The following is a 12,883-nucleotide window of genomic DNA, read 5'->3' as shown; positions in this document are numbered from 1 at the left end:
CCCTCTCCCCTACCCCTCTCCCGTAAACGGGCGAGGGGAAACTACCCGCCCCGCTTCCAGTCGCAATTGTCGGCCGCAGCGTTGGGCCAATGCTTCGTCGTGAGTCACTAAGATCAGCGTAGTCCCCTGCGCGCGATTGAGTTCCAGCAGCAGTTCGATGATCTGTGCGCCTGTGTTGGCGTCGAGGTTGCCGGTGGGTTCGTCGGCGAACAGGATCTTGGGTTGGACGACGAAGGCGCGGGCGATGGCGACGCGTTGCTGTTCGCCGCCGGAGAGGTGCTTGGGCAGATGATGTAAGCGGTGCGCGAGGCCAACGCGTTGCAGCACGGCTTCGGCTTGTTGACGAGCGTCGCGCTGGCCGCGTAGTTCCAGTGGCAACATGACGTTCTCCAGCGCGGTGAGTGCAGGCAGCAGTTGGAAGGACTGGAACACGAAGCCGGAAAGTCGGCCACGCAAACGGGCGCGCTGATCTTCGCCGTAGGCGAAGATGTCTTCGCCGTCCAATTCCACCGTGCCGCTGCTAGGGACATCCAGCCCGGCCAACAATCCCAACAAGGTGGACTTGCCGGAGCCGGAGGCACCCAAGATCGCCAGACTTTCGCCCGCCTCGATGCTGAAACTAACCTTATTCAGGGTGACCAGCGGCTGTCCGCCACTTTCCACTTGCTTACCTAGATTGTCTGCCCGCACAATCGTCGCCATGAGACTCCCCATCTTCAAATTACTGCTGTTTTTCGTCGTGTGCCTGCCGACGCTCGGCGCCGCGCAAACCCTTCTCGTCTTCGGCGACAGCCTTTCCGCAGCTTACGGCATTCCGCGCGAAAAGGGGTGGGTGGCCTTGCTGCAACAAGCGCGACCGGATCTTCAGGTGATCAACGCCAGCGTCGGCGGCGAAACCACGGCGGGTGGGCTGCGCAGGCTGGATGCAGCGCTGCGCCAACATCGCCCCGACATCGTGATCTTGGAGCTGGGTGCGAATGATGGACTGCGCGGTCGGCCCATCGCCGAGATCGAAACTGATCTTGCCGAACTCATCCGCCGCTCACAACGCGCCAAAGCCAAGGTCATGCTACTGGGTATGCAGCTACCGCCAAACTACGGCGTGGACTACACCGGCGCCTTCCGTCAGCTTTATCCGACACTAGCGGAACGATACCACGCTGCGCGCGTTCCATATTTGTTGGAAGGCGTACCGCCAGAGCAATTCCAAGCCGACAATCTGCACCCGACCGCCGCCGCGCAAGCGCAGATAATGCGCAATGTTCTGAAGGAACTTCGCACGCCGACCGCCACACATTAAGCATTTGAGTGGGTGCGACAATATGCCGCATTCCCAAAAGGATTTTCTACCCGTATAGTTCACCCCACTCGCAGACGGCAGATGATTTTAGTAGTCTCCTCCTGACCTCATCTGCTCGAATGGATGCCGTCTGCGAGTTTTCTCCTGTAGTTTGTTATACCGTGCCTAAGCGTCCGTTATCACCGGGGGCGGACGCTGAAGCACCCCATTAGCCGAGTCGTCGAACGACGACTTAGCCCAACGAGTCGGCGCAGCCAATACCAAGCCGCCGAATCTCGACCAGCCCGCTCCTCGATTCCGCCGTTAAGGCAACAGCCACTGAATCAAGTGGCTGTCATTTTTTCGTCGCCTGCGACAATTTGCCGCATTCCCAAACGCCGAAGTTACAGTTAAAGTCCACACCGCCAAGTCGCCGTCAACCCCCTAAGGTCTCCTCCCGACTCCCTTTCTGGCGACAGACTTGGCTTTTCCAACTCTCTTGCTGAATCTCGACCAACTTGAACATCCAACGCCTCCGCTCCCTTACGCTGTTTTCCTCGCTGCAAACCTTTAGCTTACTGTGCGTCGGATTGATGTGGGTGTTGCCGGGACTGGATTTCCGCCACTTCCGCCCACGCGCCTCGTTCTATCCCGAGTGGGATGCGTTTGCGCTCGGGTTGGCGGCACTGGTGCTTCTGCTATTGCCCAAGAGTTGGGACAAACAAGACATTCCACGTAGTGTGTTCCTGCCTGCTGGGCTGATCTTGCTAGTGTTCTTGCAACGTTGGCTGGGACTGATCCCGTACACTGGACATGCGCTCACCGTCGCGCTCTATCTGCTGTGGGCGATCCTGCTGATACTGCTGGGACGCCGCCTGCGCGAAGCCTTGGGCTTGTCCGCACTAGTCAATACGTTGGCGATATTTTTGCTGGTCGGCGCTGAATTGCAGGCAGCAACTGGCCTCTTCCAGCATTTCCACTGGAACACACCGCTGAACCGCTTCGTACTGTGGGGCGAAGCAACCGGCACCGTGAACGGCAATTTCGGCCAAGCCAACTCCTTCAGCGATTACCTTGCGCTCGGCTTAGTTTCGCTGGGATTGCTGCATAGCCGCCCCCTGCTCAAGCCTTGGCTGACCACCCCTCTAGCCTTGCCCTTGCTCTACGGCATGGTGCTTTCCGGTTCGCGCAGTGGTTGGCTCTATTTAGCCGCGCTTGCATGTGCTGCTTACCTTTGGCAGCGACGCGATCAAGCCTTGCGCCCGCTGTTCATCTACTCCGCCTTACTGCTTCCCATCTTTGCGCTGCTGCACGGCGCGGTGCAACTCGAAGGCGGGCTGACCACCCCGTTAGCCAAAATGAGCCAAACCGACGGTTACTCGGTGCGCCTCTATCTCTGGCGCGAGGCGGCAACCATCTTCATGCACTATCCGTGGTTCGGAGCAGGCTTCGGGCAATTCGCATGGCAACACTTCTTGCTAGGTGCGCAACTACACAATCCCACTCCTGACGAAATGGGCAGCAACGCCCACAACTTCGTGATGCAACTGGCGGCTGAGACGGGTTTGGTTGGATTGGCTTTGCTCGTGATCGCCCTCTTCTTCTGGTGGCAAGGCCAGCGCAAACAGCCCACCACACTCGACCACGCTTGGGGCTACGGCCTGCTGCTGGTACTCGGCATCCATTCCTTGCTCGAATACCCGCTGTGGTACGCCCCTTTCCTCGGCATCGCCGCCATCCTCTTGGGCGTGTTCGACAACGCCAGCTTCAAGTTCGAGATGAAACGCATCGGCGCAGCGATGGCCGTGGTGATTTTACTGGGTGGAAGCTGGGCGCTGTACCAGACCCAACTCGGTTACGGTCATCTGGTACACCTGACCGAACCCAAGATCGAAGGCCATCCCGAAGAATACGAACAACGTGTCGAAGCCGCGATGAAAGTCATGGATGCCGACCTGCTGATGCGTCCCTATGCCGACCTGTTCATGTCCTCGTCCGCCCCCTTCGGCATCAACGACCCCGCCGTGCGACTGCACTACAGCGAACCGGCCTTGCGCTTCGCGCCCGTGGACACGCTGGGCTATCGGGTCGCCGTATTGCTCGCGGTGCAAGGACGCATGGACGAAGCCCGCGCCATGATGGAACGCGCCATCTGGGCGCACCCCAAACGCTACCCAGTCGTGCGCAACGCCTTGCCGTTCCTGATCTTCCAAGACCCGGAGCACCTCGTCCCTCTACGCGAATTCGCCGATGCCAAGTTCATCGAACGCCAGCGCCTCATCGGAGCACCCAAACAAACAGCGCCGACCGAGCAGTCAGCCAAGTGAGGCACCAATCCGCAAGAAATGCCTAATTTCGCGCCCACCCACCAAAAGAATCAACAAGTTAAACAGGGTGCGACAATATGTCACATTCCCAGCCAAAAAAAGTTTAGCTATATTCGGTCCGCCTGACGCTGGCAGTTCCTGTGCAAGGGGGTTCTTACGCTGGAGCGGCAATAACAAATCCAAGACTAAATTAGGAGATTAAAGATGCAAATGCAACGCAAACAACAAGGTTTCACCCTGATCGAACTGGTCGCCGTGATCGTCGTTCTGGGCATTCTGGCTTCGGTCGCTTTGCCTAAGTTCTTTGGCATCCAAGGCGAAGCCCGTGCTGCCGCAGTGAATGCAGCCAAGGCCAATCTGGCGGGTTCGGCAAACATGGCGCACGCCAAGATGTTGGTAACGAATACCATGCCATCTACGTTTGACGGCGTGGGTCCGATCCAATGGAGTGCTCACAACCCAACTGGCGAATCCGCTGGTCTGATCGCTGGCCTGAACACCGTTTCCGGGACGCCAGGCATGATGTCAATCAGTGCATCCTTCACCGGTGTACCGAGTGCCGATTGGGAATACATCGCCCCAGGCGCTACTTTTGGTAAGGCAGGAACTGTTGGTGGAGTTACAACTGCAACCGTTACTTTGGTAAGTACTGGTGATGTAGCTGGCGGTAATGGCAACGAGCACGCATGGGTGCCACGCTCTGCTGCAGGCGCGCAAGGTACAGGCGCACTTTCCTACAATGCTTCCGGCTGTTATGTGAAGTACACTGACGCGACTCTGTCCGGCACAATGGGCGGTACGCAAGTGGTTAACGGTCCATTCGTGACCGCAGTCACCTCCGGCTGCTCGGCAACTGGCATGTAATCTAAGCTAATCCCAAACGGGCAGAGTGACCTCTGCCCGTTTTTGTGTTTCAGGAACCCGATGAAAATAGCTCGTTTCGCGCCGCTACAGCGCGGATTCACTCTGATCGAACTGATCGCCGTGTTGGTGATCCTTGGCGTGCTGGCGGCACTGGTTTTGCCGCGCGCTTCAGTCGAGCGCAGTGATGTCGATGCCCGCGTTTTCTACGATCAAGTCATTAGCAGTTTGCGTTACGCACAGAGAGCCGCTGTCACCCAACAGCGCTTTGTGTGCGTCGCGTTCACTCAAACGAACACCCAGACTCAACTGGTTTACAGCTTCGGCGACTCCAACCTTTGCGGAACGAATTTGCCCGCACCGGACAATGCACTGGCGCAGTATTCCGTAAGCACGCCAGCCTCTGATGCTCCGCTAGGCAGTTCGCCTTTGGCCAGATTTTCGGTAAGTCCGACCCCATTTTATTTTTCCAAAGAGGGCAGTTCCAGTTACGTCGGCTCACTCAACATCTGCGGCGTAGATGTGGAAAGCAATGCCACGAACGGCGCGTGCCGCACTCTGTGCATCGCCCCTGAAACCGGGCTGATCTACCCCCTGCCAACAGGAGCAAGTGCATGCTAAACATGGCGCAACACCAGCGTGGCCTCACACTGATCGAGCTTATTGCTGCCATTGTCATCTTAGGTGGCGCGATGGTCAGCATGGCGGCGGTGATGCAGGCCAACGCGCACAGTAGCGCCAACGCCACCCGCCACACGCAAGCAGTCGCTTTGGCGCGTGGCGTGCTGACTCGGCTCGAATCCCTGCCTTTCGCCAACTTGCCTGCCTGTGATCCAACACCTGTCGTTCAAGCCCTGAATGATGGCGCTGGCAATGCAATTCCCGGCTACTCGGCTTCATTGTTGGTCAGTTGCCCGACCTGGCCGAATGTCGCTACGGCTAACGACATCAAGCAATTGACCCTGACCGTCAATATCCTTGCAGCAGATGACGGCGGGACGCTGGGTCGCGTGCAGTTGGATAGCTACCGCGCCAACTATCCTGCTGGCAAAGTGACGAGGTTGCCCTGATGCGCCAGCGCGGATTCACTCTGATCGAACTCATCGCCGTGATCGTCATCCTCGGCGTGCTGGCGGCGATCACGCCGAACTTCATTTCTCTGCCCGCCCAAAGTTACGCCAACGCAGCTAGCCGCGCCGAGTTGAGCTACGCAGGTACGACCGCGCTGAGCTGGCTCAAGGCCGATCTGTCACAGGCATCAGGTGTACCGATAGTCACGGGGACAAGCAGCCTGAGCATCCCAAAGCCCACAGGCGCAACAGTGACCTACAGTTTTACTGGCAATCAGTTACTGCGCAGTGACAGTTCGCTTTCGGGAGCCAATAAATTGCTAGTCGCAGGCGTTTGCCCAAGTGCGGAAGTAAACACTAACCCAGCCTTCTTTCTGGACTCCGCCAGCCAGTCGATCAAAGTCGATTTGCCGCTGATCGCTCGCTCCAATTGCTCGGACACCAGTGTCGGCAACGAGACGATGGAATTCCACGACACGATTTCGTACCGGGGGACGTGGTGAACCTAACTTCACATAAGCAGCGCGGCTTTGCGCTGGTGATCGAAATCTTCGCACTGGTGCTGATCGCAGCTTTGGCGGTGGCGGGGCTGAGCTTGGCAGTTTCGCAGCAGGCGGGAGTCACGCAGGATGTACGCGCCACTGAGGCAGAGTTAGCCGCCCGCGCTGGGCTGGAATGGGCAACGTATCAAACGCTCAAGAACGACTGTGGTAATTTCGCCATCGGTGCTCGATCAGCCCCGGTTTCGGCAGTAGCGCCGCTGGCGGGTAGCTTGGCTGATTTTCAGGTGGTGGTCACAGCCAGCGCCGTGACCGCCGCTAGCGCAGTCGATTGCACGCCCCCAGCCAGCGGCGTTGCACCAGCGAGTGCAGTCGGTTGGGCGTATGCGGTATCGGCAGTCGCAACAACGGTGACCGTGGGTAGCGGCGTAGCTGAAGCGGCCAGCACCCAAGCGGGACGCGCGGAATATGCCGAGCGTACTTTGCGGGTGCGGATAGATAGAAACTAATCAGGGATAAATGGAATGGCTATCGGTTTCTTAACTAGACTCTTCAGTCGCGCCGACACCGGATGGGTTGCCATCGGGATCAGCGGCGGGGGCGTGAGTCTGGCGCAGGTGGAATTCACGGGGGGGATGCCACGCGTGGTGCAGTGCAGTTATCACCCCATGCCCAAGGTAAGCAGCGGCGCGTTGGAAAAACTCGCGGGGGAGTTCCGCTTGAGTAGGCAGCGCGTGACCACCTTGCTGGCTGCGAACGAGTACCAGATCATGCCGGTGGAAGCACCCGCCGTGCCTGCCGACGAGTTGAATTCAGCCATCCGTTGGCTGATCAAAGACGGGCTAAATTTCGACGTGGATGCGGTGACGCTGGATGTGATCCGCATCCCGTCTGGGCATAGCCGCGAGGGTCAGGGGCAATCGTATTACGCCGTGGCCGCGCCCAACGACACGATACGCAAACGCACCACTTTGCTGGAAAGCGCGCGGATTCCCTTGCGCGTGATCGACGTGCCGGAGATGGCGCAGCGTAATCTGGCGACCTTGTATGAGAGCGCGGGCGAGGCGGTGATGATGCTGGTCGCCGATAACAGCGGCACGGCGCTGACGGTGAGCAGCGACGGCGAGCTGTATCTGTCGCGGCATGTCGATATCGGAGTTTATAAACTCGACGATGGCAATACGTATCAGCGGCAACAGGCGTGGGATGGGTTGGCCCGCGAAGCCCAGCGTTCGCTGGAGTACTTCGAGCGCCAGTTCGAGTTGAAAGTGGGCAAGCTGGTGATCTCGCTGCGCGGCGAGATGTATGGGCGCGAGATGCTGGAGGAGCAGTTAGGCATTCCCGTGGAACGAGTGCGGCTGGCCGATGTATTGGATATTTCCGCCGTACCGCGCTTGGCTGATCCCGACTTCGCTTCGACGATGTTGTTGCTGATCGGCGCTGCGCTGCGTCAAGAAAGGCGGGCGCTATGAGTCAGCAGATCAATCTATTCAACCCGGTCTTTACTCGGCAGGGCAAGTATTTCTCCACCGTGATGATGGTGCAAGGGCTGGGCATGTTGGCGCTCGTGTCGGCACTGGGCTGCGGCTTTTTGTATTACCAGACTGAGCAGGCGAAGGCGCGGTTCGAGATCGCCAAGCAACAGCACGACAAACTCCAAAAGATGGGCGGAGATCAGCTAGGCAGCAAAACCAAAGCCCAGCTACAAGCGGAGTTCGACCGATTGCAGGCAGAAAGCAAACAACAGGGGATGCAATTCTCGGCCTACCTGCGTGCGTTCGCCCGTCAGGGTATGGACGGCGTGTGGCTAAGCGGCATCGAACTGAAAAACTCGCCGATCAGCTTGGTCGTCACCGGCAATGCGCTCTATCCCGCACTGGTGACACATTACCTTCAGCAGTTGGGGCAAGAGCCTTTGTTCCAAGCGGTGCAGGTTGAGATGCCGAGTCTGAATAAGGTGGATGGCATGGCCACTCAGGATTACGTGACCTTCAAGCTGAACATCACGGGGAAGGAAAAATGAAGCAGAATTGGGATAGGTTCACCGACAAAGTCGATGGTCTGGAGCTGCACTGGCGCGCGCTGATCTTCGCTACGCTGGCAGGTCTGCTGATATGGGGAGTGATGAGATTCGGGGCAAACCCCATGTTGGAGCAACAACACAGTTTGACGCAGCAGCAAGAGGCGCTGACAGCAACGGCCACCAGCATACAAAATGACGGACGCCGCGAGCTGGAAGACAAGATCAACGGTCTCAAGCAACAACTGGCGCAGCGCAATCAGGGCATCAACGCACTGATCACCCAAGAGGTGAATGGGCAGCAGATGGTGCAATTACTGGATCAGTTGTTAAGCAAAAGTCAGGGATTGACGCTGGTCAAGCTGGAAAAAGACCCAGCAGATGTCGTGCTCGGACTGTCGGTAGCAAGTACCGCCACCTCCGCGCCCGCTGCCGCTTCATCGGTCGCCAGTACGGAAACCCTCCCCTCGCTCGGATCACACAAACACGTTATCCGCATCACCTTGCGCGGCAACTATTTCGATCTACTCAGTTATCTGGAGCGCGCCGAACAGCTACCTTACAAGATCAACTGGGTCAAACTCGACTATGCGGTGGAGCACTATCCGACCGCGCTGCTGACTTTGACGCTCTACACTTTAGGAGATACATCATGGCTAGCCGTCTGATCGCGTTGACGCTAGGCGTGGGACTAGCGATTAGCGCGATGTCAGTCAACGCGCAAGAACTACGCGACCCGACCCGCCCACCTGCCGGCATGAGCGCACCCAGCGCGGATTTCCGAGCCGATGGAGGCGGTCTGCAAGCCGTGATGATCTCGCCCACTCGCCGCGCCGCCATCATCAACGGCCAGACCGTCGTCTTGGGCGGCAACTATGGCAACGAACGTCTGATCGAGGTCAGCGAAGGTCGCGCCGTGCTTGAGAACGAGCACGGTCGGCGCGAGCTGCGCGTGTTCTCGAATCTGGGCATGCAGCGCCGCGCCGCTGCACCCGCAAAACAGCATCTACGAATCAAACCGGCGGGAGTAGCCGCCGACAAGGGGAAACCATGAATAAGTCACTTGCAAGCATCGCACTCATCGGCCTGACGGCCTGTACCGCGCCGAATGGCCCCGGCGCGACACCACGTGAATCCATCCGTCAGGAAATGAATGCTGCTATCGCTGCCCCTGCTCCCGCACCGGAAGCGATCAACGCCGCGCTGATGCCGCGACTGGAATCTACCGCCCCCGCCAAACCACGCGAACCGCGCTTCAGTCTAGAACTGAACGACACGCCCGCTGCGCAAGTGTTCTACGCCATCGCTGCCGATAGCCGCTACAGCATGCTGGTTCATCCCGAAGTCTCCGGCAACATCTCCATCCGGCTCAAGGATGTGACCGTACTCGAAGCCCTAGACGCGATCCGCGATATGTTCGGCTACGACTACAAACTGGATGGACGGCGCATCTCGATCATGCCCAAAGAGATGCAGACGCGGATGTACAAGGTTAATTATTTGACGGGCATTCGCAATGGAACATCGAATCTGCGGGTAACCTCTAACTCTCTGGCTAGTGGCGTAGCAGGAACCCAAACTCAAACTGCAGGCCAAAGTGCAGGCGGGGGAGGAACTGCAGTAGCTGGCATGGGGATTGGAATGGAGTCCGCCCGAGTGAATACCACCTCAACTAGCGATTTCTGGAAAGAGTTGAAGGAAAGTTTAACGGCCATAGTTGGGGATGAAAATGGGCGCAGTATCATGGTCAGCCCGATGACTGGCGTGATCGTAGTCAAGGGCATGATGGACGATCAGAGAGCTGTTTCAGCCTACCTGAAGGCTGCTCAAATAGCGATTGAACGCCAAGTGATACTTGAAGCCAAGATCATGGAAGTGCAATTGAGCGACAGCTTTCAGTCTGGGGTGAATTGGGGTTTATTTGGTCAAAATAATATTGGTCAGCTTTCACCAAACTCCAGTCTGGCGCCACGACTCAACAACAATCTGGCAACAGGAACATTGCTACCCTCCGGACAATATGTCCCCAACGTGAATATAACTGGAGGACCAGCCACCTTCAGTTATACCAATGCAAATAACGGGGTGACCTTCAATAACCTCACCGGAACCGTAGCAAATCCAAACGGCGCTGCAACCACCCTCACCAACGGAAGCATTACCTCTCTAGCTGGCGCCGCCATGTCTGCGGGAGGGAACTTAGGCACCATGATAGGCATGGCCTTTCAGACTGGCAATTTTGCGGCCATGCTGAATTTCCTTGAAACGCAGGGAGAGGTGCATGTGTTATCCAGCCCACGTATCGCCACGCTCAACAATCAAAAAGCCGTCTTGAAAGTGGGCACCGAAGAAACCTATTTCTCGGGTGCCAATCCGCAAGTAGTACCGAGCAGCGTCGTAGGCATGGCCCCGTATGTCACCAGTGGCGTGACTATGCAAAATCTGTTTGCTGGCATTCAACTCGATGTATTGCCGAACATCGACGAGCACAACAACGTGACTCTGCACGTTCACCCCATGGTGAACAGCATCAATACCGTAGTCAAAACTGCACAGGTCAGCGGTACATCGATTAGTTTGCCACTTGCCACCATGAGCATCTCCGAAACCGACAGTATCGTGCGTGCAAAAGACGGCCAGATTATCGCCATCGGTGGTTTGATGCGGCAGGCTTCGACAGATGATCGTTCTGGCTTGCCGGGGATGCCAAAAAGCATCTTTGGGCAAACCAGTAAGGCAACCCAAAAACGTGAGCTTGTAATTCTCATCAAGCCAACCATCGTGGATACCGACTCCGATTGGTCTGAAGATATCCGCAAGAGCCGCGACAGAATTGAAAAACTGGAGCGCTCCGATGCTAAGGCAAGCACCAACGAAACCGCACCGTCGCAGCCCTGAGCATGTATCTCAAACACTTCGCCCTCGCTGAGCTGCCGTTCAGCCTGACACCGGACACCGGCTTTTTCTTTGCCGGAGCGAGTTACCAGCAGGCGCTGAACATGCTGCGCGTGGCGGCATTGGGCGGCGAAGGGTTCATCAAAGTGGTGGGCGAAGTGGGCAACGGCAAGACGTTGCTGTGCCGCCAGTTTCTGGACGAGCTGGAGCAGGCGAACGCCGCCGCGCCGAAGTTCGTTTCCGCCTACCTGCCCAATCCCTACCTTGATCCGCGCAGTCTGCTACTCGCGCTGGCGGGAGAGTTGGGCCTTGAGTTGGCCAGCGATGCCCCGCAACACCTGCTAGTGAACCGACTCAACGAGGCGCTGCTGAGTTTCGCCGCCCGCGACATGCAAGTGGTGGTATGTCTGGACGAAGCACAAGCCTTGCCGCTGGAGACACTGGAAGTGCTGCGTTTGCTGACCAATCTGGAAACGGGCAAGCGCAAATTGCTGCAAGTGGTGCTGTTCGGTCAGCCGGAGTTGGATGCTCATCTGAATCAACATTCGGTACGGCAATTGCGCCAGCGCATCACGTTCCAGTGTGAGTTGGGCGGTTTGCAAGCGAGTGAACTGGCGAACTATCTGGATTTTCGCTTACGGGCTGCGGGGTCGAACGCTGAACGTGTGTTCGAACGCAGTGCGGTGAGTGCGCTGTACCGCGTCACACGCGGCACGCCCAGACTAGTCAACATCGTGGCGCACAAAGCGCTGATGCTGGCTTACGGCACGGGCCAAAAAACAGTCTCGGCGAAGCAGGTACGGCTGGCGGCAAACGACACGCCGCAAACACTCAGCGACTGGTTCGGCTGGATGCAGCCAGCGGCATGGTGGGGGTGAGTCCAATGGACAAATTAGGTTAAAAATGAGCGTAATCAATCAGGTGTTGCAGGATTTAGACCGACGCGGCGTGGCGGTGAATGTGGGCGAGCAGACGCTGGCCAGCGTCCCAGCGCGGTCGAGTCGTTGGCCGTGGCTTGTCGGTGCGCTAGCAGTCACCCTCTCTGCGGTATGGGTGATGCGTCCGCCCATGAGTGTGCCATCCCCCGCACCCGTGGTGAGTGCGCCTGTGGCTGCAAGTGCGCCCGCTCCGATAAGCCCAAAGCCAGCGGTGACGCGGGTAGTCGCCCCAGCCACCAGCGCAGTTGCGGCAGTCAAGGTACAGGCGGCAAGTTCGGTCGAGAAGGCCAAGGTTGAGCCGGCGAAATCCGACGTACCTATCTCCGTCCCCTCACTCTCGCAACAGATCGTGGCACCGGCATCGTTGCCGGCGACGCTAGCACCCGCTTCCGGCAAGAAGATGAACGCGCAGAATCAGGCCGATGCCGAGTATGCACGGGCGGTGATGCTGGTCGAGCAAGGACGCAACGACGAGGCGCAAACTGCACTGACTACAACGCTGAAGCTGGATAACGGACATCGAGAAGCGCGCACCTTGCTGGCACGACTGTTGATTCAGGCGCGGCGCTCGACTGAGGCCGAACGGCTGTTGCAAGACGGGCTGAGTCTGCATCCCGATGCGAGTGCCGATGCAATGTTGCTAGCGCGGCTGCGCGTGGAGCGCGGCGAGGTGAATGCTGCGCTGGAAACCTTGCTCGCCGGTGCACCGCACGCGCAACAGAAACCGGACTATCGCGCGTTCATGGGCACGTTGGCACAGCGTTTGGGCAGACACGAGGAAGCCGTCACCGACTATCAAGCGGCACTGCAACTCGCACCGGATAGCGCTGGTTGGTGGGTAGGTTTGGGTATCTCGTTGCAAGCAGCGGGACGCGAAGCCGAGGCGAAGACAGCATATCAACGCGCGCTGACGCTGGGCACGTTGACACCGGAGATGCAGCGCTTCGCCGAACAGCGTTTGAACGGCGCACAGAAACGGCAGGGAGAGTAAGC

15 protein-coding genes are annotated in these 12,883 nt (G+C 58.1%); 14 read left to right on the top strand and 1 reads right to left on the bottom strand.

The genetic code is table 11. The features are described 5' to 3' along the window. Window positions 1-9: 9 nt before the first annotated feature. On the bottom strand, window positions 10-702 hold the full coding sequence (locus OYT1_RS02125) for an ABC transporter ATP-binding protein (protein WP_232013212.1): 693 nt from the start codon (window positions 700-702) through the stop codon (window positions 10-12). Here OYT1_RS02125 and OYT1_RS02120 point away from each other — a divergent pair. The 14 genes from OYT1_RS02120 to OYT1_RS02055 all read left to right on the top strand — a co-directional run bounded on the left by OYT1_RS02120 (window position 701) and on the right by OYT1_RS02055 (window position 12,881). After that, window positions 701-1,300: an arylesterase gene (locus OYT1_RS02120; protein WP_062625550.1), complete on the top strand. Its 600-nt coding sequence runs from the start codon at window positions 701-703 to the stop codon at window positions 1,298-1,300. The genes OYT1_RS02125 and OYT1_RS02120 overlap by 2 nt on opposite strands. 497 nt (window positions 1,301-1,797) lie before the next feature. Continuing rightward, window positions 1,798-3,606 (top strand): PglL family O-oligosaccharyltransferase, encoded by a 1,809-nt coding sequence (locus OYT1_RS02115; RefSeq protein ID WP_145983656.1) that lies wholly within the window; start codon window positions 1,798-1,800, stop codon window positions 3,604-3,606. A 204-nt stretch (window positions 3,607-3,810) separates the two neighbouring features. Next, complete coding sequence (locus OYT1_RS13945) at window positions 3,811-4,470, top strand: type II secretion system protein (RefSeq protein ID WP_062625552.1); 660 nt, start codon at window positions 3,811-3,813, stop codon at window positions 4,468-4,470. Between the two features lie 60 nt (window positions 4,471-4,530). Next, window positions 4,531-5,088, top strand: a complete 558-nt coding sequence (locus tag OYT1_RS13940) for a type II secretion system protein (protein WP_062625553.1) — start codon at window positions 4,531-4,533, stop codon at window positions 5,086-5,088. Then, window positions 5,082-5,537 carry a prepilin-type N-terminal cleavage/methylation domain-containing protein gene (locus OYT1_RS02100; RefSeq protein WP_062625554.1) on the top strand — a complete coding sequence of 152 codons (456 nt, stop codon included), beginning with the start codon at window positions 5,082-5,084 and terminating at the stop codon, window positions 5,535-5,537. The genes OYT1_RS13940 and OYT1_RS02100 overlap by 7 nt, the downstream gene beginning before the upstream one ends. After that, the gene (locus OYT1_RS02095) at window positions 5,537-6,040 is read left to right on the top strand and encodes a type II secretion system protein (protein ID WP_062625555.1); all 504 of its coding nucleotides are present in this window, start codon (window positions 5,537-5,539) and stop codon (window positions 6,038-6,040) included. Before OYT1_RS02100 ends, OYT1_RS02095 begins: the two co-directional genes overlap by 1 nt. Further along, window positions 6,037-6,546 (top strand): hypothetical protein, encoded by a 510-nt coding sequence (locus tag OYT1_RS02090; RefSeq protein ID WP_145983655.1) that lies wholly within the window; start codon window positions 6,037-6,039, stop codon window positions 6,544-6,546. The genes OYT1_RS02095 and OYT1_RS02090 overlap by 4 nt, the downstream gene beginning before the upstream one ends. A 15-nt stretch (window positions 6,547-6,561) precedes the next feature. Further along, window positions 6,562-7,509, top strand: a complete 948-nt coding sequence (locus OYT1_RS02085) for a type IV pilus biogenesis protein PilM (RefSeq protein ID WP_062625557.1) — start codon at window positions 6,562-6,564, stop codon at window positions 7,507-7,509. Beyond that, window positions 7,506-8,060 carry a PilN domain-containing protein gene (locus OYT1_RS02080; protein WP_062625558.1) on the top strand — a complete coding sequence of 185 codons (555 nt, stop codon included), beginning with the start codon at window positions 7,506-7,508 and terminating at the stop codon, window positions 8,058-8,060. Before OYT1_RS02085 ends, OYT1_RS02080 begins: the two co-directional genes overlap by 4 nt. Next, complete coding sequence (locus tag OYT1_RS02075) at window positions 8,057-8,725, top strand: hypothetical protein (RefSeq protein WP_062625559.1); 669 nt, start codon at window positions 8,057-8,059, stop codon at window positions 8,723-8,725. The genes OYT1_RS02080 and OYT1_RS02075 overlap by 4 nt, the downstream gene beginning before the upstream one ends. Further along, window positions 8,710-9,111 carry a hypothetical protein gene (locus tag OYT1_RS02070; RefSeq protein WP_062625560.1) on the top strand — a complete coding sequence of 134 codons (402 nt, stop codon included), beginning with the start codon at window positions 8,710-8,712 and terminating at the stop codon, window positions 9,109-9,111. The genes OYT1_RS02075 and OYT1_RS02070 overlap by 16 nt, the downstream gene beginning before the upstream one ends. Further along, complete coding sequence (locus OYT1_RS02065; protein ID WP_172588496.1) at window positions 9,108-10,955, top strand: secretin N-terminal domain-containing protein; 1,848 nt, start codon at window positions 9,108-9,110, stop codon at window positions 10,953-10,955. Before OYT1_RS02070 ends, OYT1_RS02065 begins: the two co-directional genes overlap by 4 nt. A 2-nt stretch (window positions 10,956-10,957) precedes the next feature. Further along, window positions 10,958-11,830, top strand: coding sequence for an ExeA family protein (locus OYT1_RS02060; RefSeq protein ID WP_062625561.1), 873 nt, complete (start codon window positions 10,958-10,960; stop codon window positions 11,828-11,830). 25 nt (window positions 11,831-11,855) lie between these two features. Continuing rightward, a complete protein-coding gene (locus tag OYT1_RS02055) occupies window positions 11,856-12,881 on the top strand; it encodes a tetratricopeptide repeat protein (protein WP_062625562.1) in 1,026 nt (341 codons plus the stop codon). The last annotated feature ends 2 nt before the right edge of the window (window positions 12,882-12,883 follow it).

The sequence above is a fragment of the Ferriphaselus amnicola genome, from assembly GCF_000974685.2.
Taxonomy (GTDB): domain Bacteria; phylum Pseudomonadota; class Gammaproteobacteria; order Burkholderiales; family Gallionellaceae; genus Ferriphaselus; species Ferriphaselus amnicola.
The sequence above is the reverse complement of the archived record's forward strand: the minus strand, read 5'-3'. Positions and strand labels throughout refer to the sequence as shown.